Annotated in this window: 20 protein-coding genes; 7 read left to right on the top strand and 13 right to left on the bottom strand. The window is 40.7% G+C overall.

Annotated elements, in window-relative coordinates; genetic code table 11:
• Window position 1 precedes the first annotated feature (1 nt).
• Window positions 2-1,030 (bottom strand): DUF6588 family protein, encoded by a 1,029-nt coding sequence (locus tag AB669_RS11795; protein ID WP_047799492.1) that lies wholly within the window; start codon window positions 1,028-1,030, stop codon window positions 2-4.
• Between the two features lie 91 nt (window positions 1,031-1,121).
• Between AB669_RS11795 and AB669_RS11790 the strand changes: the two genes are divergently transcribed.
• Complete coding sequence (locus tag AB669_RS11790; RefSeq protein ID WP_047799491.1) at window positions 1,122-2,150, top strand: RluA family pseudouridine synthase; 1,029 nt, start codon at window positions 1,122-1,124, stop codon at window positions 2,148-2,150.
• A 3-nt stretch (window positions 2,151-2,153) separates the two neighbouring features.
• A complete protein-coding gene (locus tag AB669_RS11785) occupies window positions 2,154-2,993 on the top strand; it encodes an aminotransferase class IV (protein ID WP_047799490.1) in 840 nt (279 codons plus the stop codon).
• Between the two features lie 53 nt (window positions 2,994-3,046).
• Here AB669_RS11785 and fmt read toward each other — a convergent pair whose 3' ends face one another.
• The gene (gene fmt, locus AB669_RS11780) at window positions 3,047-3,955 is read right to left on the bottom strand and encodes a methionyl-tRNA formyltransferase (RefSeq protein ID WP_047799489.1); all 909 of its coding nucleotides are present in this window, start codon (window positions 3,953-3,955) and stop codon (window positions 3,047-3,049) included.
• A 90-nt stretch (window positions 3,956-4,045) separates the two neighbouring features.
• Here fmt and AB669_RS11775 point away from each other — a divergent pair, with 90 nt between their 5' ends.
• On the top strand, window positions 4,046-5,095 hold the full coding sequence (locus AB669_RS11775) for a DNA topoisomerase IB (RefSeq protein ID WP_047799488.1): 1,050 nt from the start codon (window positions 4,046-4,048) through the stop codon (window positions 5,093-5,095).
• A 43-nt stretch (window positions 5,096-5,138) separates the two neighbouring features.
• Here AB669_RS11775 and AB669_RS11770 read toward each other — a convergent pair whose 3' ends face one another.
• Together AB669_RS11770 and AB669_RS11765 are read right to left on the bottom strand one after the other, a co-directional pair.
• Entirely contained in the window at window positions 5,139-5,348 is a 210-nt protein-coding gene (locus AB669_RS11770; RefSeq protein WP_047799487.1) for a hypothetical protein, read from the bottom strand.
• A 95-nt stretch (window positions 5,349-5,443) separates the two neighbouring features.
• Window positions 5,444-6,583 carry an exo-beta-N-acetylmuramidase NamZ domain-containing protein gene (locus tag AB669_RS11765; RefSeq protein WP_369799759.1) on the bottom strand — a complete coding sequence of 380 codons (1,140 nt, stop codon included), beginning with the start codon at window positions 6,581-6,583 and terminating at the stop codon, window positions 5,444-5,446.
• Window positions 6,584-6,870: 287 nt separating this feature from the next.
• Between AB669_RS11765 and AB669_RS11760 the strand changes: the two genes are divergently transcribed.
• Window positions 6,871-8,091: an FtsX-like permease family protein gene (locus AB669_RS11760; RefSeq protein ID WP_047799485.1), complete on the top strand. Its 1,221-nt coding sequence runs from the start codon at window positions 6,871-6,873 to the stop codon at window positions 8,089-8,091.
• 41 nt (window positions 8,092-8,132) lie between these two features.
• On the opposite strand, the gene AB669_RS11755 is transcribed toward AB669_RS11760, so the two are convergent.
• Window positions 8,133-8,933, bottom strand: coding sequence for a tRNA pseudouridine(38-40) synthase TruA (locus tag AB669_RS11755; RefSeq protein WP_047799484.1), 801 nt, complete (start codon window positions 8,931-8,933; stop codon window positions 8,133-8,135).
• A gap of 166 nt (window positions 8,934-9,099) precedes the next feature.
• Here AB669_RS11755 and AB669_RS11750 point away from each other — a divergent pair, with 166 nt between their 5' ends.
• Complete coding sequence (locus tag AB669_RS11750; RefSeq protein ID WP_047799483.1) at window positions 9,100-9,471, top strand: YchJ family protein; 372 nt, start codon at window positions 9,100-9,102, stop codon at window positions 9,469-9,471.
• 14 nt (window positions 9,472-9,485) lie between these two features.
• On the opposite strand, the gene AB669_RS11745 is transcribed toward AB669_RS11750, so the two are convergent.
• From AB669_RS11745 to mnmD, 6 genes are all read right to left on the bottom strand, one after another.
• Window positions 9,486-9,887 carry a hypothetical protein gene (locus AB669_RS11745; protein WP_047799482.1) on the bottom strand — a complete coding sequence of 134 codons (402 nt, stop codon included), beginning with the start codon at window positions 9,885-9,887 and terminating at the stop codon, window positions 9,486-9,488.
• A gap of 2 nt (window positions 9,888-9,889) precedes the next feature.
• Window positions 9,890-10,696, bottom strand: coding sequence for a nucleoside triphosphate pyrophosphohydrolase (gene mazG / locus AB669_RS11740; protein WP_047799481.1), 807 nt, complete (start codon window positions 10,694-10,696; stop codon window positions 9,890-9,892).
• A gap of 10 nt (window positions 10,697-10,706) precedes the next feature.
• Window positions 10,707-11,156, bottom strand: coding sequence for a hypothetical protein (locus tag AB669_RS11735; RefSeq protein WP_047799480.1), 450 nt, complete (start codon window positions 11,154-11,156; stop codon window positions 10,707-10,709).
• A gap of 19 nt (window positions 11,157-11,175) precedes the next feature.
• Entirely contained in the window at window positions 11,176-12,285 is a 1,110-nt protein-coding gene (locus AB669_RS11730) for an AI-2E family transporter (RefSeq protein WP_047799479.1), read from the bottom strand.
• 81 nt (window positions 12,286-12,366) lie between these two features.
• Window positions 12,367-13,314 carry an aldo/keto reductase gene (locus AB669_RS11725; protein WP_047799478.1) on the bottom strand — a complete coding sequence of 316 codons (948 nt, stop codon included), beginning with the start codon at window positions 13,312-13,314 and terminating at the stop codon, window positions 12,367-12,369.
• Window positions 13,315-13,400: 86 nt separating this feature from the next.
• Complete coding sequence (gene mnmD / locus AB669_RS11720; RefSeq protein WP_047799477.1) at window positions 13,401-14,099, bottom strand: tRNA (5-methylaminomethyl-2-thiouridine)(34)-methyltransferase MnmD; 699 nt, start codon at window positions 14,097-14,099, stop codon at window positions 13,401-13,403.
• A 114-nt stretch (window positions 14,100-14,213) separates the two neighbouring features.
• Here mnmD and AB669_RS11715 point away from each other — a divergent pair, with 114 nt between their 5' ends.
• The gene (locus AB669_RS11715; protein ID WP_047799476.1) at window positions 14,214-14,561 is read left to right on the top strand and encodes an MmcQ/YjbR family DNA-binding protein; all 348 of its coding nucleotides are present in this window, start codon (window positions 14,214-14,216) and stop codon (window positions 14,559-14,561) included.
• Window positions 14,562-14,606: 45 nt separating this feature from the next.
• On the opposite strand, the gene AB669_RS11710 is transcribed toward AB669_RS11715, so the two are convergent.
• Together AB669_RS11710 and AB669_RS11705 are read right to left on the bottom strand one after the other, a co-directional pair.
• Window positions 14,607-15,383 carry a DUF2625 domain-containing protein gene (locus tag AB669_RS11710; protein ID WP_082120656.1) on the bottom strand — a complete coding sequence of 259 codons (777 nt, stop codon included), beginning with the start codon at window positions 15,381-15,383 and terminating at the stop codon, window positions 14,607-14,609.
• 162 nt (window positions 15,384-15,545) lie between these two features.
• On the bottom strand, window positions 15,546-17,582 hold the full coding sequence (locus tag AB669_RS11705; RefSeq protein WP_047799475.1) for a M13 family metallopeptidase: 2,037 nt from the start codon (window positions 17,580-17,582) through the stop codon (window positions 15,546-15,548).
• A gap of 303 nt (window positions 17,583-17,885) precedes the next feature.
• Between AB669_RS11705 and AB669_RS11700 the strand changes: the two genes are divergently transcribed.
• A complete protein-coding gene (locus AB669_RS11700; RefSeq protein ID WP_047799474.1) occupies window positions 17,886-19,865 on the top strand; it encodes a heavy metal translocating P-type ATPase in 1,980 nt (659 codons plus the stop codon).
• Window positions 19,866-19,924 lie beyond the last annotated feature (59 nt).

The raw sequence follows: 19,924 nt of genomic DNA, 5'->3' as shown, positions 1-19,924 counted from the left end.
ATTAATTTCCTATGCCTAAGCCAATACCGCCATTAAACATGCTATATTTAGATTGAGTATAGGAGGTGTAAAACTTGAAGAATCCAAATTTCAACTGGAAGCCAATACTTCCTTTTATTCCATCGATATCCGTTTGTTTCACTGAAACCGGATCAACATATGTGGCCGATGTTGCCGGACCCGTAGCAAAACGATAAGTACCTAAAGCTTTCAGATTAGTATTTGATGTTTGGTAACCAATGCTGGCAAATGGGGTGAAAAAGACAATCTTTTTGGATACAATGGCATCGATATTTACACCGTTAAACTTTGCATCAATGCGTTGATCAGAGTTAGCAACATTGTCGATGTTCAGATCCAGGCTGTATTTGTATTGTGTAAAGCCTGCGAATAGTGCAACATCTACAGGAACCAGTTTATCGGCTTTACCCATAATCAGTGGTAAAACTTCAATCTTGGCACCCACTCCAATCATCGATAAACTTCCCAGATCGCTACCGAATTTAATTTTAGGCATGGCCCGCAATGTGACGTCAATGTTTTTTGGTAAACCTAATGTGGCCTGAATCTGTGCTGCTGGAACCGTATGGAATCCCAAACCTTTGGGCAGGTTAAAGAATCTTCCGGTTCTAAATCCATTATCGGCTACCACTTCCATTCTTCCACCATCCTGATCATCACCAAAGGCAGTTGGACCAATTGAAGATGCTCCAATAGCCGGTTTGATATTAGTCAACCCGAGTGCATTTACGTCATAACTTCTTGCTGAAGTTGGCACTGCAGCTCCGGAAACAGAGAATCTGACATCAAATTTTAAAAAGCCTTTTGATTTGGCAGTATTTGTCCAGCCATCAGTTAATCCTTGTCCCAGGCCTTTGTACAGTGGGTCGAGGTAAGCATTGATGAGTTTTGTTGCGTCTCCGGGACCGGAAACAAACAGGCTTCCAACATCCTGCTGAGCGCTTGCCGTTTGCGTAAGGCCAAGCAGAGACAAGGCAATTAATGCCTTTAATGAGTAACGTTTCTTCATGTTGATGAGTTAAAATAGTTTGATTTTAAAGTAAAGATAATGGTGTTTTTTTAATTCTAAAATCTTGCCTGTAAAAGTTTATTTTTGCGGAATGGAAAATGTGGTCGAATTGCAGGAATCGGAAGAGCAGGAATTATATGAACATTTAAAGATTATTGTTGATAAGGGGCAATCGTTACTTCGGATCGATAAATTTTTGATGGTGCGTGTAGAGAATGCTTCGAGGAACCGTATTCAGAATGCAATAGACGCGGGTAATGTGCTGGTAAATCAAAAGCAGATTAAAGCAAGTTATAAGGTTAAGCCCTTTGATGAAATTTCCATTGTGCTGCCACATCCGCCACGCGACACCGAAGTTTACCCGGAAGATATACCGATAGATATTGTGTACGAAGATAACGACCTGTTAGTGGTGAATAAGGTTGCCGGAATGGTAGTTCATCCTGGTTTTAACAACTATACCGGCACGCTGGTAAATGCGCTTGCTTTTCACTTTGAGCAGTTGCCACAGTTGCCTGGTAATGATGGGCGCCCTGGTTTGGTACACCGTATTGATAAAGACACCTCTGGCCTGTTGCTGATCAGCAAGAATGAGCGTTCAATTACCCATCTTGCCAAACAATTTTTTGATCATACGATTACCCGGAAATACATTGCCCTTGCATGGGGTGATATTGAAAATGATGGAACGGTTACAGGATATATCGGACGGAGTGTGAAAGACCGGAGAGTAATGGATATTTATGATGATGAAGAGAAAGGAAAATGGTCGGTTACTCATTATAAGGTTTTAAAACGCCTTGGATATGTAACGCTGATCAGCTGTGAGCTGGAAACCGGGCGTACACATCAGATCAGGGCTCATATGCAACACATTGGCCATCCGCTGTTTAACGATGCGATGTATGGCGGAGATAAGATTTTGAAAGGAACTACGTTTAATAAGTACAAACAATTTGTAGATAATTGCTTTGAACTTTTACCCCGACAGGCTTTACATGCGCAGAGTTTGGGTTTTATTCATCCAACCACAAAAGAATATATGTTTTTTGAATCGCCATTGCCCGCTGATTTTAAAGCTGGATTGGGCAAATGGGAAAATTACGTTGCTACATCATAAAATATGCCTCAACAATATCTGTTATTAAATGATGAATTTCATGATGTAGACACACCAGTTCTAACCGCCTCGAACAGAGGATTTAAATTTGGTGATGGCCTCTTCGAGAGCATGAGAATGATCGACAATAAACTTCAGTTTGCTGATTTGCATGCCGACCGTTTGGTTGGAGGCATGAAAGCGCTGAAGATTGACGGGCACTCGCTGATGGATGATTATTTCATCCGCCAGAAAACCCTGGATCTGGCAAAAAAGAACCGGTGGAATGGTAATGCCCGCTTCCGCTTATCGGTATACAGGCAGGGGAGTGGTGTTTATACCCCTGAAACCAATAAAGGCAGTTATATTTTAGAGGGCTATGCATTGAAAGATACCCAATATCAGCTCAATAACAAAGGATTGATTATTGATGTTTATGATGAAATTACCAAGCCAATTAACAAGCTTTCGAATTTCAAAACTTCCAATGCTTTGCTGTATGTGATGGCAGGAATATTTAAAAGTCAGAACAGGCTTGATGAGGCCATGATATTAAATCAGAGTGGGTTTTTATGCGAGAGCATCAGTGCAAATGTGTTTGTGGTATATAACAATCAGATTTACACACCCGCGTTGACTGAAGGATGCGTGAGTGGTGTAATGAGAACCGCGATTATGCAGATTGCAAAAATGAATGATATCGCATTAATTGAAGCACAAATCAATCCGGAGATACTGAAAGAGGCCGAGGAAGTTTTCATTACCAATGCTACGCAGGGCATTCAGTGGGTAATGGGTTATGGCCGAAAGCGGTATTTCAATGAAGTGTCGAAGTATTTGATTGAAAAGTTGAATAATCTATAGTGGTGTGACTTATCATCCTTCAATCAAATACAAATCTTGATTACTTGTTGCTGTTATAGTCTCATGCCTCTCAGAAAATCGGCTATTAGCATTCTCTTTTTTCCTTCATATTGAATATCGAGCAGTTTGATGAATCCATTTTTGGTGGCAAATTTCAAATAGGTTTTACCATCTGTTAAGAATCCACCAGCTACAATTGCTGATTCTTTATCTTCTATTTCAGCCTTGAAAATTTTCAAGGTTTTATCGTTCAGAATCGTAAAAGCGGTTGGGTAAGGACTCAGGCCTCTTATCAGGTTATGAATGGTTAGAGAATCGTTGTTCCAATCTATTTTACAATCGTCTTTGAAAATTTTGGGTGCATGCTTCAAGTCGTCACTTTGCGGTTGCGGCTGCTCCTGTACCTCTCCGGCTTCAATGGCTTTTAAAGTTTTCACAATCAGGCTGGCTCCGATGGCCATTAGTTTATCGTGTAGCTCTCCTGCAGTTTCGTCGTCTCCTATTGCAACACTATCGCTTAAAATGATATCGCCGGTATCTATTTCATGTTTCAGGAAAAAGGTAGTTACGCCGCTTTCTTTTTCTCCGTTAATGATGGCGTGATTTATTGGTGCCGCACCTCGATATTGCGGTAATAAAGAACCGTGCAGGTTGATTGTTCCTTTTGGCGGCATATTCCAAACCAGTTCAGGCAACATTCTAAAAGCAACCACTACCTGCAGATCGGCCTGGTACGTTTTCAGCACTTCAATAAATTCAGGGTTTTTAAGTTTTTCGGGTTGTAGAACCGGTATTCCCTTTTCAACAGCGTATCTTTTTACCGCGCTTTCATTCATTTTTTGTCCCCTTCCCGCTGGTTTATCTGGTGCAGTTACCACGGCAACTACATCAAAATTGGCTTGTACCAGGGCATCTAAAGAAGCAACAGCGAAATCGGGCGTACCCATAAAAACTATTTTCATAAATAATATGTTGTGTTTCTAAAATTAACGTGAACAGGGGTGTTAAGGTTTTACAAAATAACTAAAATAACCCCATAGTTACAGGTAAAAATGGTACAAGGCAAAGATGTTGTAAAAGAGAGTGGACTGGTATATGTAACTGATGCCATGCCTGGTATTTACCGGAAAGGTAAGCCCGGGAAATTTCACTATGAGGATAAAAACGGGGATCGGGTATCGGATGAAAAACACCTGAGCCGAATCAAGTCCCTGGTAATTCCGCCGGCGTGGCAAAATGTATGGATTGCAAACAAGCCGAATGCCTACCTGCAGGTTACGGGTACCGACGCTGCAGGAAGAAAACAATATAAATACCACCCTAAATGGACCAGCCGCCGTTCGGAAGATAAATATTTCAGGCTGCTGGAATTTGGAAGAGCGCTGCCAGCAGCGAGAAAAAACCTGGCGAAAGACCTTCGCAGAAAGGATCTGGATGAGCGCAAGGTGCTGGCTATTTCTGTGGATGTTTTACAAAAAACATTGATTAGAGTGGGCAATGAAAGCTATAAAGAGCTTTACGGATCATTTGGTTTAACGACGCTGCGCGACAAGCATGTGAAGATAAATGGCAGCAAAATCCTGATGGATTTTATTGGGAAAAAAGGAGTAAAGCAGCAGCTGGAGCTAAATGACCGGTCGCTGGCTAAGCTGGTGAAGAAATGCAGGGACATTCCGGGTCAGGAACTGTTTCAGTACTACACTAATGGTAAAGAACATAGGGGTATTGACTCCGGAAAGATCAACAACTATATTAAGGAAATTACCGGCGATGATTTCACGGCGAAAGATTTCAGGACCTGGGGAGGAACGCTGGAAGCATTGAGGCAGTTTGCTAAATGTAGCAATGATAAAGACTTTAATCTTAACTCTAAAAAGGCTATTGTGTCTGTGTTAGATTGTGTCGCAAAAAAGCTAGGGAATACCCGGGCCGTTTGTAAAAGCTCGTATGTTTACCCTTTGTTGCTTACCGCGTATGAGAATGACGAGTTAGGCAAGTATCTTAAGAAAATGAACAATGCGAAGACATTAGGAAAGATCAATCTGGATCACGATGAAAAGGTGCTGTTATCTTTTCTGAAGGCAAACAGCAAAACAACCTGATGCATCAAAGCAGCCAATTAATATTGACTGCTTTGATAAGTGTTTATTCTTTTGGCGCTTTTTTAATTGGTTGAACAGGCTGTTCTTCCGTTTCACGCTGTTGTGCAGGATTATTTGTTTTAGGCGCCTTATTAGGGGTACTGTCTCCTGGTTTACGCACGGTCTGGTGATCTACAGGTTTTCTGCCTTTTGGTACTTCCTCCTGGTAATTGCTTCCTGGTTTATCGCTTTTTTCTTTCGGTCCGCTCATCATTTTTGTTTATTGAATTAGTAAATGAATGAATTAGTGAATTTGAATGTCAGTTCCCAACTCTTTAATAGAACACCATAAGCTTTAAAGTTGTTTCACTAATCATAAATCAGATACTTTTTACGCATCGTTTTGTAAGCGCTTAGTCCGGGTTCCCAGCTGGCTCTGATTTCCTTTTCACTTTTTCCGTCAATTACCTGCTGCCTGAAATCTGCCACACCAACCAGTCTTTCAATTGTTCCCATCTCTTTACTTAGTTTAGTATTAAAGAAGTCTTCTTTTTTTGGTGATGCATTATACAGCTCAATGAGCCAGGAAATATTCACTTGTTTGGATTTTCTCAACGCTGTAACATCATATTGCCTTAAATCCAATCCATAACACACCTGATCCTGAAATAATGGTGTTTCAGACATACCTTTAATGCTTTTTGGGGTAAAGCTAAATTCGAATTTGTCTTTCAGATAAGGTGCACCAACTATGGTAAAAGGAAACATGGTACCACGGCCGTGGTTTAGGTACGTACCTTCGAACAGACAGGTAGAAGGGTAGAGCATGATGGCCTGTTGGGTGTTTAAATTTGGTGATGGTTTTACAGGTAAGGTATACTCCATATCATGGTTATAACCCGCATTTTTAATGATGGTGATTTTGCACTTCACTTTATCCTTTAGCCAACCTTCGCCATTCAGCATTTGTGCATATTCTCCAACTGTTAGTCCGTGAGCAATGGGAATGGGCTGGATACCGATTCCTGATTTAAATTTAGGGTCGAGTATGGGCCCATCAATGAGATAGCCGTTAGGGTTAGGGCGGTCTAGTATTAAGAGTTCTTTATTGTTTGCCGCACAGGCTTCCATCACGTGTTGCAGCGTATTGATGTAGGTGTAAAAACGAACGCCAACATCCTGTATATCGAATACCATCAGATCAATATCTGCTAAATCTTCGGTTGTTGGCGTGCTGTGTTTTCCATAGAGCGAAATGGCTTTAATACCTGTTTTGGTATCCACATCATCTTTTACAGAAACACCTGCGCTTGTATTTCCCCTGAAACCATGTTCTGGTCCGAATATTTTCTGAATTGTAACCCCTCTTTTCAGCAAGCTGTCTACCGAGGCCTGATCGCCAATCACGGAAGTTGGGTTAACCACCATACCAATGCGTTTCCCTTTCAATAAGGGCAGATATTTTTCAGTTTGCTCGGCTCCGGTTTTGAAAGAGGACGGAAGCGGCATGGTTCTGATAGCGGTTTTACGTGTCTTGCCATTTAGTCCCTGGCCTAATTCCTGTTCAATCGGCTTGGGCTGGCCACATGCGCTAAGCGCAATTAAACTGGTAAACAAAAAGCTGAAGGTTGTTCTCATATTTAAAGATTTTAATCTCTGGATTAAAGCTTAAACAATTTAGCATTTTTTTGCTTGTTGTTATTAGCCTATTGATTATTTTACGGGTGCTTATTTATCATCAAAAATGCCATTTTTAAAAAGGATTTGAGCATTTTTGCTACAACAAATTTTATAAATTGAATTTCGAATATTTCATAGCGGGGCGGATTGCCATAAAATCAGAACGAACTTTTTCAAAGCTCATTGTGCGCATTGCAATAGCAGGCGTAATGCTGAGCCTGGCCGTGATGATTTTGACAATAGCCATTATCAAGGGATTTAAAACGGAAATTCAGGACAAAGTGCGCGGTTATCTGGGCGATGTTCAGATTACGCGATATGACTTGAATAATTCTTTTGAACATTCGCCATTTGTACTTGATGCGCAAACCAAAAAGCAGCTTCAACAGAATAAAAATATTGAGTATTATTATCCTTTTGCTACCAAACCAGCCATATTATCTGCAAATAACGAGATTGAGGGCATTAATTTTAAAGGGATTGACAAAACCTACAAATGGGATTACATTAAGCAGCACATCATCAGCGGTACGATAATCGATTTCAGGGACAGTGTAGCCGCTATGCAGGAACTTTTGATTTCCCAGTATACTGCCAATCGCCTGAAGCTTAAAACGGGCGATGATTTCATCATGTATTTCGTGCAGAATCAATTGCGTCCACGGAAGTTTAAGATAGTGGGCATTTATGATATCGGAGTAGAGGATATTGATAAAGGCTTCGTTTTGGGCAATATAAATATCATTAAAAGACTGAATGACTGGAAGCCTGATCAGATTGGTGGAATTGAAATCAGGACTAAAAACTTTAACCGGTTGAAAGTTGTGGCCGATGGGATTTACGAGCAGCTTCCGCGGAACCTGAGGTCGTATTCGATTGAAGAAAACTTTCCTAATATCTTTACCTGGCTGGGGCTTTTGGATGTGAATACGAGGGTGATTTTGATTTTGATGTTGATTGTTGGTGTTATTAATATGGTTACAGCCTTACTGATTATGATTTTGGAGCGTACAAACATGATTGGAATGCTCAAATCTTTTGGAGCCAGTAACTGGAGTATTATGAAGATATTTCTCTTTAATGCGGCTTATTTGATTGGTATTGGACTATTGCTCGGAAATATTTTAGGGATAGGATTGGGCTTGTTTCAGCAGTCGACCCATATATTTAAACTAAACCAAACCTCTTATTTTCTGGCATACGCTCCGATTGAATTTCATGTAACCGATATTATAGGACTTAATCTGATTACTGTAATTGTATGTTTGCTGGTTTTAATTATTCCTTCGTTTCTGATCAGTAAAGTATCTCCGTTGAAGGCAATCAGATTTAAGTAGTTTTCTAATCTGCCGGTTTGGCTCAATTTTTTTAAATCTGGCTACAGCAATTCCCACTCTGCGCCTTGTAGTACCGGTATAATTTCCGTTGCCGGCTCGAGGTTTAAATAGGGGTAGGTTACTTTGGAAAGATATAAGCCTGTAGGATGTGCGGGTAAAGACAGTTTAGTGGCTTTGAGATTAATCAGCTCGCTTTCAAACTCATCAATACTGAGTTCACTTTTCCCAACCATCAGTATTTTTCCCATTGTAATGCGGATCATTTTGCCGAGAAAGCGGTTGCTGGCTATGTGAAATCTAAACCGGTCTCTTTTAGCATTGAGGTATAAACGGGCATCCATTACATTACAGATGGTATGCTCATATTTATCGGGGTGAGTGCAAAAAGCCCGGTAATCTTTATATTGAGGCAGCAGTTTGACCACTGTATTCATCTTTTCGAAATCGAGATTATCCAGCTGATAAAAGGAACTTTGGTTGCTTAAAAACGGGTCTTTTCGAGTATGTACAAAATAATCGTATCTACGCTGAACGGCATCAAAACGGGCATGAGGTTTACCTTCCATTTTAATGATATCAAAAACTGAGATGTTATAGGGAAGCGCTTTATTGAGGATGTAAAGCAGATCCAAGTTAAGTTCCTGTTCTATATCGGCATGGAAGAAAAACTGGCTGGCATGAACATGCGCATCCGTCCGGCCACAACCAAAAACAGGTGTAGGCGTTTTAAGAATTTTGAAGAGTGTTTGTTCGATGACTTCCTGTACGCTTTTGACGTTAGGTTGTTTTTGCCATCCACTAAAATGTTGACCCTGATAAGCAATATGAAAGAAATACCTCATTTTTCGAGCACAATTTTACGGAAAATATTTTTGTAATCTGGTTAAAAGCCAAACCCGTGCTCAAATACAAATTTATTGATGATGTTAAGATGATTTAAGATATTTTTGAACCAGATAGGGAAATGAACAATTCTTATCATTTTAAAAAGAATTAATCTACTATACGATGAATTGTCCTTGCGGAAGTGGTTTACAATATGAAAACTGTTGCCAGCCCTACCATTTAAAGATTAAAGCAGCACCTACAGCAGAGGCATTGATGCGCTCCAGATATTCGGCATTTGTGGTTGCGGATGCAGATTATTTATCCGAAACTACACACTTGAGCAAGAGAAAGGGAAACTCAAAAGATGCTTATTTAAAAAGTGCAAAAAATACGAAATGGTTAAAGCTGGAGATTGTGGCTGCCAATTTCGATAAGGTCGAATTTAAAGCGTATTATTTAGGGCAGCACTTCCAGACTGCGGTGTTGCATGAAAAATCGACCTTCAGGCTGGAGGATGGGAAATGGTATTATGTAGATGGTATATTCTATTAGGGATCTAGGTGGAGTTACAAATCAATATCCAGGGTAACCTCTATTCTACCAGATTCAGTTTTATACACATCCAGTGCCACCAGATCAAGTGTATTGATGTCGAATTCTTCTGATTTCGCAAAAACTATGAATTTTTCCCTGAGTTCTATCAGGAACAACTTTCGTGAAAAACCGATGGAGGAATAGAGCTGAAAGTGTGTAGGGTTGCTTAAGGGATAATCTACAGCAACAGTAATTTCATGTTCCGGAATGACAATTTCTTCGGCATCAATGAGGTTTAGGATTTCTTCATTTGCCTTGCCAATATTAACCCAGGGAATAATACCCCCATCTATTGTCTGGGTAGCCGTAACGTTAAAAGTAATGATGCTGATCAGGTTTTTTGATGCCTGATCATTGTAATCTGCTGCGCTCATAATTATAATTTCTTGGCCTCATTCCAATAAATGTCCATTTCGGCCAGTGTCATTTCGGCCAGTGCCTTGCCACTTTCTTTGGCTTTATTTTCCAGGTACTGGAAACGTTTGATGAATTTTTTGTTGGTTTTTTCTAAGGCATTTTCGGGGTTGATATTGATAAAGCGTGCATAGTTGATGAGTGAGAAAAGCACATCACCAAATTCTGATTCAGCTTTTTCGACATCGATTGCGGTATTGTCTGTTACATTAAATTCGGCTTTAAATTCCTGAAGCTCTTCCTCAACTTTTTCCCATACCTGGTTTTTGTCTTCCCAGTCGAAACCCACCCCGCGGGCTTTTTCCTGAATCCGGGACGCTTTAACCAAGGCGGGCAGTGAGGAGGGTACGCCGGCGAGTACCGATTTATTTCCTTCTTTTAACTTAATTTGTTCCCAGTTGCGTTTTACATCCTCTTCATTGTGTACTTCAATATCGCCATAAATGTGGGGATGCCTGTTTACCAGCTTATCGCAAACTCCATTTAATACATCAACGATGTTAAAATCATTTGTTTCAGATGCAATTCTGGAGTAGAATACCAGATGCATCATCACGTCGCCCAGTTCCTTCTTAATTTCGTTCATATCACCCTCCAGAATGGCGTCACTTAGCTCGTACGTTTCTTCAATCGTTAAGTGGCGCAATGTCTCCATGGTTTGTTTTTTATCCCATGGACATTGTGTGCGGAGCGTATTTAAAACAGTGAGCAAACGATTAAAGGCATCTGCCGGGTTGTTTGCAACAGCTGGAATGGGGTTATTGGGCATGTTATGTGATTTATAGGATGCTAAAGTACCAAACCCAGGCGATTAAGAAAAATTGAAAAGGAATTCTGAACCATAAATATTTAATTCCCGGGCCTGGTTTGTATAAATCTTCATAATTGATTTGGTGCTTTGCTGCGTAAATATTAGCTGGCAAAATGGCTATAAAGAATATAAGTAATGCAATACCCGTATAGAATCGTGTGCTTTCCACGCCTAAACCAATAGCAAAAAGGATTTCCAGCACACCTGTAAAAATTACAATCTGCACTTTAGCAGGTATAAAGAGTGGGATCATCGCTGCCATTGAGGTTTTGAATTTGAAGTGACCTATGGCTGTAAAGAGCAACATCACCGCCATAGCAATATTGCCAGCAAAGATGTTTCCTTTGTCAAACGTAGTATGGCTACCAAAAGCAAGCAAGGCCACGTAAACGATCAATAACACGAACAGGGGTTTCATCTGGTAAAATTATAAGATTTTAATCTTTCTCTTCTAATCTAATCTTTTTGGTAATGCGGTAAACGCGTTTCTTTTTTTCAGGTTTGTGCTCTTCGCCCATTAAAATCCCCCATGGCTTCAATGTATCTACCCGGTCAAAAATGATTTTTAGCATAGCCAGGTAAGGAATACAAAGGAACATTCCGGAGATGCCCCAGATCATTTCGCCCACTACAATGCCAATAAATGCAAACAAGGCATTGATTTTGACTTTCGAGCCTACCACCAGTGGCATTAGCACATTTCCATCTACGGCATGTACACCAACGAAGGCTATTAAAACCAAAAGGACTTTACCAGCGCCGGCAGTTGCGAATGTGATGAGACAGCTGACCAAAAGCGCGAAGAAGATACCCAGATAAGGAACCACGTTAAAAATTCCGGCTACGAGGCCAAGAAGTACCGCATATTTAACACCCAACAAACTCAGTACCGTAATCATTAACACGGTAACAATGAGCATCTGCAGGAATAAACCGATGATATATTTTTTGATGATGTACTGAATCTGGCTTACAATTTCAGTGACCTTCTCCTTATGTTCTTCTTTAAAAACTGATGTCAGGAAAGTGAATAATACCCTACGGTAGTTGAGAATGAAAAAGGTAAATAATAGTGTAAATCCTAAAAAGAGCAGGGTGGAGGAAAGGGTTGCCAATGTGGTTGCGACAATGGCGGCACTGGTTGCCAAAGCTTTTTCTGTACTATCATTAAGGTAGGCGAGTTGCTTTTCCGAGTTTACATGAAATGTTTTAGATATCCAGTGCTGAAGATCGTGATAGGACGTATTGGCTTTATCTTTCAGTAAAGGCCAGTCTGCCCATAGATCACTCAATTGATTGCCAAAGAAGTATATGATCCCTCCAATCAATACAATCATCACGATGACCGACACTATTGTTGAGAGGCTTCTCTTAAACTTAAAACGTTGTTCGAGAAAATTACCTACTGGCAGGAGTAAAATGGCCATCAGGAAAGAGAACAACAAAGGGGCGAGCAGAGATTGTCCTAAAATGGCGATATAAGTTAAACTGATTAAGCAGAATAGTACGAGTGCCAGTTTTGGGAGAAAAGATAGTTTTTCTTTCATATTTTTTTAAATCCTGAATAATACAAAATGCCCGGATAATTGTTTAATTAACCGGGCATTTAAATATAACAGATTATTTTGCTAATAGCTGCTTGCTTCGTTTAAAAGTGAAATGTCTGCCGGCGACAAGTTCAGGTTTGCAGCCTCGGTAAATGATTTTAGCTGACTTAAGTCGGTAACGCTGGCTATTGGTGCGGTGATGGAAGGATGGTTGATTAACCAGGACAAAGCAACCGAGGCTTGTTCAACGCCGTGGCTTTCAGCAACCTGGTCCAGTGCACTTAAAATTTTGAAACCTCTGTCGTTTAAAAATTTCTTCACGCCTGCGCCGCGCTGACTTTTATTCAAGTCATCTTCGCTGCGGTATTTTCCGGTTAAGAATCCGCTTGCCAGGGAATAATAAGTGACTACGCCCAGTCCGTGTTCAACACATATTTTCTCATGATCCCGTTCAAATTCCTGGCGGTCAAACAAATTATAGCCTGGCTGGTAAACTTCGTATCTGGGTAGGTTATTTGTAGCCGAGTGCAGTAAAGATTCTTTAAGTCTTTCAGCCGAAAAATTTGATGCGCCTATCCAGCGTACTTTTCCCTCCTTGATCAACGTTTCGTAAGCACTCAGGGTTTCTTCAACCGGGGTGGTCTCATCATCAAAATGAGAAAAATATAAATCAATGTAATCGGTTTGCAGGCGTGATAAAGAGTGTTCTACCTGATTGATGATATAGTCTTTTTTCAATGACTTTCCACTGCCCATATCAGATCCAACTTTAGTTGCAATGATCACGTCACGGCGTTTATTGTTCTTTTTTAGCCAGTTGCCGATAATTGTTTCTGACTCTCCACCTTTATTCCCTGGTACCCAGCGCGAATACACATCGGCCGTATCAATAAAATTGAAACCACTTTCTACGAAATGATCTAATATTTCAAATGATTTTTGTTCGTCGATGGTCCAACCGAAGACGTTTCCTCCAAATACAATGGGTGCAATATTTAAATCTGTTTTGCCTAATATTCTTTTTTCCATGATATGAGTTTTAATATAGGCTTAACAAATGAGGGATATTGTAGTTTTAAGATTTAGTCGCGTAAATGTCATGCTTCAGCGGGAGCTTATGGATTCAGGATTTGGAAGTCTTCTGTTTGTTCCTGCATTTTTACTGCTCTTAGCATTTCCCTTTTTCCTGGCGCTCCCGGTAATTTTTCTATATTAAAACCACAGGCCTTTACAGCACGTTTGAGTTTACCTGTTATGGCGTATGTAACAAAAGTGCCGCCGGGCTTAAGGAAGCTGCATGCATGGGCAATAATTTCATCACTCCACATTTCGGGCTGGTGCTGCACAGAAAAAGCATCATAGTAAATCACATCAAATCTTTTGTTTGTTGTGAATTGTGCCAGGGTGGTATGTGGGATTTCGAGTTGGCAAAATGGTGATAGTGTCTGCACTGAATTTAAGCTCTCTTCATATTTAGAGGTGAAATCGCTCCATATACCAGCAGGTACATAGGCATCATAACCTGTTTGATTGATTACCTCCAAACTTAAAGGAAAAGCTTCAATGCTGGTGTAAGCTAATTTAATGTGCTGACTTGTCGCAAATTCATTGCTCAGTATGAAGTTTAGGCCAGTTCCAAAGCCTACTTCCAACACCGCTATTTCTGATTTCCCTGCAGAGGCAAATTTCAGACCCGCCTCAATAAAAACATGTTTGCTTTCCTGTAGCGCACCGTGCTTGCTATGGTAATGTTCGCCTATGGTTTCACTATAGAGCGTGTTGGAGCCATCGGCAGTTGGTGTGATAATATTCATGTACAGGTTTTTTAATATAGAAAGATTTTCTGAGGCAAAATTATTATTTTCGTGGTGAGTTTATATAAAATATTGAACATATAAATCTGTTGCCTTAGCCCCCAGAATCTGCTTATGGATATTGAATCATTCAGAGAATATTGTTTAAGTCTTCCCGGAACAACAGAAGGCATGAAGTGGGACCATTTATGCTTTATGATTGAAGAAAAGATATACGTGATCATCGCCATTGAAGAGGGAAGCCGGTTCTCTATCAAATGTAACCCAGATGACTTCGATGCACTAACTGCGAGAGACGGAATACAGCAAGCCTATCACCTGGCTAAACGCCAGTGGATACAGATTGCCAGTGTGGATGTTTTAAATGATAAGGAGCTAAAGGCGCTTGTTGCAGGCTCACGTGCAATGGTACTGGCCAAGTTACCTAAGAAGGTACAGGCAAAGTACGGTGTTACTGCGTAGTGACTGCGGACTAACCCTGACGATGACTGCCCTGAACCCTGACGATTACTGCCCTGGTACCTCCTTCTTGATGCCTTTATCGGCGTTTATCTCCTTGGACTTCATGACGTTGAAGCGATACATTTCTTCGATACCTACAAGTTTTCTGGTACATTTATCGATATCCGTGCCTTCCTGCCATAAATACGGGCGGAAGCTATAGGTTTTCGTTCCGTCGAGATTGCCTATAAACTGATTCCAGTTGTTCCAGCGCAGGCCTTTGTAAAATTTCGACAGGTCGCTATCGAAGCAGAATACCAGGAACTCACCATAGCCTGCTCCCAAGGGTTGCCAGGTAAGGGTATTTGGTTCGAGATAGTAGACGTTTTTGATGTCAGGGCCTAAACCACCGTAATTTATTGCAAAAAACCCCCCAACGGCATCATCGGCAATCAGGAGGTATGGCACATTATCACCATATTCTTTTATGGTTTTACCTTTATTCCACTCGGCGATATTTCTGTTCAACCTTTCGCTACCAGAGCCCAGGATGCGTATCCAGCCATTATCTACGATTATTCCGCCGGTATTGTAAATGACCGATCCAAGAGTGGCGTAGGTAGTCATTTGCGCATTATAAAGCACTTCATTCGCTTTTGCGGTGTCAACAGGCAGGATCTCTACTTTATTTTTTGCTGCCTCCACCCATTTTTGAACTAACGGCCAGGCCGGATCAGTTTTATTGATTAATTTATCAAGACTGATGAGTTTATTCTGAGCAGTTGCACTAATGGTAAGAAAAAATAAACCAGTGAAAACTATGGCTTTAGATATGCATTTCATATGGACACAATTTATTGTTTTTCAAAGATAGAATGATAAATAAGAATTCATCAATTGAGACGGCTTAATTTTGATTTGTCGGAAAAGAAAAAAGCGCCCTGATGATTCAGGACGCTTTAGGTTTGGTATTTCTCTTCGGGATGAAAAAATTGCAGTATTAAACTACCACATTCTGATTCTATCCTCTGGTTTTTTGTATAATTTATCCCCAGGTTTTACATCGAAAGCATTGTACCAGGCATCCATGTTTACAGGTGCACCAATTGTACGGAACGGACCAGGAGAGTGCGGATCGGTTTTGATTAACTGAGCAGCACTTTCTGGCAAGATATTACCTCTCCAAACCTGTGCCCATGCCAGGAAGAAACGTTGATCAGGTGTAAAGCCGTCGATTTTCTCATTGCTTTGACCTTGTTTAGTCATTTTGAATGCAGTATATGCCGCGTTTAAACCACCTAAATCGCCAATGTTTTCGCCCATTGTGAGTTTACCAATCACATGTACTGTATCCAAAACGGTGTAAGCGTCGAATTGCTCACCCAGCGCTTTGGTTTTAGCATCAAACTTAGCTTTGTCTTCTGCAGTCCACCAGTTTTTTAAGTTACCAGCTGCATCGTACTGACTACCGCTGTCGTCAAAACCGTGGCTCATCTCGTGACCGATTACAGCACCAATTCCACCGTAATTAACGGCATCATCAGCATTTGGATCGAAGAAAGGGAATTGTAAAATTCCTGCAGGGAAAACGATTTCATTTAAAGTTGGCGAATAATAGGCATTAACCGTTGGAGGCGTCATGCCGAAACGGGTACGGTCTACCGGTTTACCCAACTGTCCGATGGATTCGTTATATCCCCAAACGCTTGCATTGCGAAGGTTCTGGAAATAAGTACCTTTATTGATCACCAGACCATCATATGTTTTCCATTTGTCGGGATAACCTACTTTAGGTGTAAACGCATTAAGTTTCGCAAGCGCTTTTTGTTTGGTTTCAGCGCTCATCCATTCTAAACCGTTGATTCTGATTTCGAATGCTTTACGCAGGTTGACAATCATCTGGTTCATGCGGGCTTTTGCTTCTGGCTTGAAATATTTGGCCACATATAGCTGACCTAATAATTCGCCAATGGTGCCATCTGTTAAAGATGACATACGTTGCCAGCGTGGGGTTTGCACCTTTTGACCTGTTTGCGCTTGTGTAAAGGCAAAGCTTGCTTTTACAAAAGGAGAACTCAGGCTGGAGGCCGAGCTTTTAATCAGGTTCCACTCTAAATATGTTTTCCAGTCGGCTACAGAAACTGATTTCAGCATGCCATCCAAGCTCACCATAAATTTAGGTGACGATACCAATACTGTGTCCTGCCCTTTAATTTTGAATTTAGGTAAATAAGTATTCCAGTTGATATCCGGGGTTTTCTTATTTAGTTCAGCAACAGTCAATTTGTTGTAAGTTGCATAAGGGTCGCGCATTTCCAAGCGACTCATCTGTGCTTCCGCAAATTGCTTTTCAATTTTAAAAACGGTTTCTGCTTTTTGTTTAGCTACCTCAGGTGCGCTTCCGGTTAGTGTAAAAAGCGTAGTCATATAGGTATTGTAGGCTTCGCGGATTTTTACACTACGGGTATCATCTTTCAGGTAGTAATCACGGTCTGGTAGTGTTGTTCCGCCCTGACCGATGTTTACCATGTATTTATTTACATTTTTACGGTCCTGTCCTACACCAATACCAAACATTCCGCCGCCCAAACCATTGGTGCGCATGTAAGCAACCTGATCAAGTACTTCCTGAATGTTTTTAATTTGCTGAATTTTAGACAGGTCTGCCTTGATTGGTGTGTAGCCTAATTTTTCGATGGTCGCACTGTCCATTGCGGCCGTATAGAAATCGCCAACACGTCGTTTTACTGAGCCTGCGGGTGCAGATTTATCTGCGGCTGCTTCTTCCACAAGCGATTTTACAGCATTGATATTGAAATCGCGAAGTTCATTGAATGATCCCCAGCGTGTTTCTTTAGCCGGAACAGGGTTGTTTTTTACCCAGGCACCGCTGGCGTAGGTGTAGAAATCATCTCCTGGTTTAACGGACAAATCCATGTTTGCCGGGTCGATGAATTTTTTAACAGTTTGTGCATTAGCAGAAAAGCCAGCAGCAACTATACCGAGTGCTGCAAAATATCTTTTCAAATTTTGGTATTTCATTCGCTTAATAAGTTAGTTATAACAGCGAAATTTATGAAATACTAATTAATACTGAAACAATATATTAGAAATATTACTTGTTAAACCAGTAATAGATTTTAGCCAGACCTAAACGTCTGATAATTTCTGATGCAGAAAAATGAATTTTAACAGATTTCATAGTTTTTCAATCTTTATACAGTATTAACATTTTTTAACATTCTTTATTGTGTGAGTATAAAAATTTTAGTTATTAAGAATGATTAGAAATAAAGCGTTAATTTTGATTTTATGCATGATTAAATTTACAATATATCGTTAACAATGAGCAATTCCCACCATAAAGAAGATAGCTGTTGCAGCAGTAAAGCCCATCAGGGAAATCAGAGCCATAACCATAGTCATGAAGATGGCGATGAGCACGACCATGATCATGGGGGCGACCCTTCAGCGTTTAAAACGTACCTGCCTGCTTTAGTGACATTGGTGATGCTGCTAACAGGGCTGGCATTTGACCATTTTTTTAAGATCGCGGCCTTTCAAATCATTCGTCCGTATTGGTACATTGTTGCCTACCTGCCTGTTGGGATTCCTGTTTTAAAGGAGGTATGGGAAACTTTTAAGGCTAAGGATTTTTTTACTGAATTTTCTTTAATGTCGGTTGCTACTATCGGTGCTTTCGGCATCGGGGAATACCCTGAGGGTGTAACCGTGATGCTTTTTTATACGATTGGAGAACTATTCCAAATGGCAGCGGTAAACAGGGCTAAGCGAAATATCTCTGCCCTGCTTGATGTTAGGGCAGACGTAGCACATGTTTTGAGGAACGGCAAATACGAAGACGTCAATCCGGAGCAGGTAGCAGCAGGGGAAACCATACAGGTTAAGGCAGGGGAGAAGATCGCTTTAGACGGAGACATGCTATCTGAGAAAGGCAGTTTTAATACGGCGGCACTAACAGGCGAAAGCAAGCCGAAATCCATTGGTAAGGGTGAACAAGTTTTAGCGGGAATGTTGAACCTGAATCAGGTAATCGACGTTAAGGTTACGAAAGTTTTTGCAGACAGTGCATTGTCGCGTATTTTAGAGATGGTTCAAAATGCTACAACGCGTAAGGCGAAAACTGAACTGTTTATCCGCAAGTTTGCAAAGGTTTATACTCCAATCGTATTCTTTCTGGCAGTCGCACTCGTGACCATACCGATATTGGTTTTAGGCAGTGGGTATGATTTTCATACCTGGCTGTATCGTTCATTGGTTTTTCTAGTTATTTCTTGTCCATGCGCATTGGTGATCTCTATTCCCCTGGGTTATTTCGGTGGCATTGGTGCTGCATCATCACATGGGATTCTTTTCAAAGGCTCTAACTTTTTAGATTTAATTACCAGGCTTAACGTAGTTGTAATGGATAAAACCGGAACACTTACCAAAGGCGTTTTTAAAGTGCAAAAAGTGGAAAGTAACATCAATGAAAAAGATTTTTTAAATCTGGTGGTTGCTGTTGAGGCAAAATCCACCCATCCAATTGCTAAAGCCATAGTTGAATATGTAGGCACAACGGGAATTCATTCTGCGGAAAACATTGAAGAAATTGCAGGCATGGGTTTGAAAGGAAATGTGAGTGGGAAAGAGATTTTAGCTGGAAATGTGAAGCTCCTGGAAAAATTCGACATCGATTTCGATGCTAAAATAAAGGATATTGAAGAGAGTATTGTGGTTGTTGCATTAGATGGTACTTATGCCGGATATATTTTAATTGCCGATGAGATTAAAGAAGATGCCGGCGATGCCATCAGGCAATTGCACGACAATGGCGTAAAACAAGTGGTGATGTTAAGCGGGGATAAAACATCAATTGTAAAGAAGGTTGCCGGTGTTTTGGGCATCGATTCCTATTTCGGGGATTTACTGCCGGAAAATAAAGTCGCCAAACTAGAAGAAATTAAAAAAGATAAAACTCGGGTTGTGGCTTTTGTGGGGGATGGTATTAATGATACGCCGGTTCTGGCCATCAGCGATATCGGTATGGCAATGGGTGCTATGGGGAGTGATGCTGCTATTGAAACGGCAGATGTGGTTATCCAAACCGATCAACCATCGAAAATTGCCACTGCAATTAAGATTGGCAAAGCCACCAAAAGTGTGGTGATACAGAATATTGTGCTCGCTTTTGCGGTTAAAGCACTGGTTTTAATTTTAGGAGCAGGTGGCTTAGCAACCATGTGGGAGGCTGTTTTTGCTGATGTTGGTGTAGCGTTACTGGCTATATTGAATGCGGTGAGGATTCAGAAAATGAAGTTCTAAGATAAGGTTCGGCCAGGATTTGAACTGTTATTGAATGATGTATTAGATGATCTGGATTG

This window comes from Pedobacter sp. BMA (assembly GCF_001027745.1).
Lineage (GTDB): Bacteria > Bacteroidota > Bacteroidia > Sphingobacteriales > Sphingobacteriaceae > Pedobacter.
The sequence above is the reverse complement of the archived record's forward strand: the minus strand, read 5'-3'. Positions and strand labels throughout refer to the sequence as shown.

Excerpts from the sequence above, each read along its gene's own strand:
- AB669_RS11745 (WP_047799482.1), bottom strand. The coding sequence starts at position 9,887 with ATGAGCGCAGCAGATTACAATGATCAGGCATCAAAAAACCTGATCAGC.
- AB669_RS11705 (WP_047799475.1), bottom strand. The coding sequence starts at position 17,582 with ATGAAATACCAAAATTTGAAAAGATATTTTGCAGCACTCGGTATAGTT.
- mnmD (WP_047799477.1), bottom strand. The coding sequence starts at position 14,099 with ATGAATATTATCACACCAACTGCCGATGGCTCCAACACGCTCTATAGT.
- fmt (WP_047799489.1), bottom strand. The coding sequence starts at position 3,955 with ATGAAAATAGTTTTTATGGGTACGCCCGATTTCGCTGTTGCTTCTTTA.
- AB669_RS11730 (WP_047799479.1), bottom strand. The coding sequence starts at position 12,285 with ATGAAAGAAAAACTATCTTTTCTCCCAAAACTGGCACTCGTACTATTC.
- AB669_RS11765 (WP_369799759.1), bottom strand. The coding sequence starts at position 6,583 with ATGCCGCTTCCGTCCTCTTTCAAAACCGGAGCCGAGCAAACTGAAAAA.
- AB669_RS11700 (WP_047799474.1), top strand. The coding sequence starts at position 17,886 with ATGAGCAATTCCCACCATAAAGAAGATAGCTGTTGCAGCAGTAAAGCC.
- AB669_RS11790 (WP_047799491.1), top strand. The coding sequence starts at position 1,122 with ATGGAAAATGTGGTCGAATTGCAGGAATCGGAAGAGCAGGAATTATAT.
- AB669_RS11750 (WP_047799483.1), top strand. The coding sequence starts at position 9,100 with ATGAATTGTCCTTGCGGAAGTGGTTTACAATATGAAAACTGTTGCCAG.
- AB669_RS11785 (WP_047799490.1), top strand. The coding sequence starts at position 2,154 with ATGCCTCAACAATATCTGTTATTAAATGATGAATTTCATGATGTAGAC.
- AB669_RS11715 (WP_047799476.1), top strand. The coding sequence starts at position 14,214 with ATGGATATTGAATCATTCAGAGAATATTGTTTAAGTCTTCCCGGAACA.
- AB669_RS11770 (WP_047799487.1), bottom strand. The coding sequence starts at position 5,348 with ATGATGAGCGGACCGAAAGAAAAAAGCGATAAACCAGGAAGCAATTAC.
- AB669_RS11755 (WP_047799484.1), bottom strand. The coding sequence starts at position 8,933 with ATGAGGTATTTCTTTCATATTGCTTATCAGGGTCAACATTTTAGTGGA.
- AB669_RS11725 (WP_047799478.1), bottom strand. The coding sequence starts at position 13,314 with ATGGAAAAAAGAATATTAGGCAAAACAGATTTAAATATTGCACCCATT.
- AB669_RS11735 (WP_047799480.1), bottom strand. The coding sequence starts at position 11,156 with ATGAAACCCCTGTTCGTGTTATTGATCGTTTACGTGGCCTTGCTTGCT.
- AB669_RS11775 (WP_047799488.1), top strand. The coding sequence starts at position 4,046 with ATGGTACAAGGCAAAGATGTTGTAAAAGAGAGTGGACTGGTATATGTA.
- AB669_RS11795 (WP_047799492.1), bottom strand. The coding sequence starts at position 1,030 with ATGAAGAAACGTTACTCATTAAAGGCATTAATTGCCTTGTCTCTGCTT.
- AB669_RS11710 (WP_082120656.1), bottom strand. The coding sequence starts at position 15,383 with ATGAAATGCATATCTAAAGCCATAGTTTTCACTGGTTTATTTTTTCTT.
- mazG (WP_047799481.1), bottom strand. The coding sequence starts at position 10,696 with ATGCCCAATAACCCCATTCCAGCTGTTGCAAACAACCCGGCAGATGCC.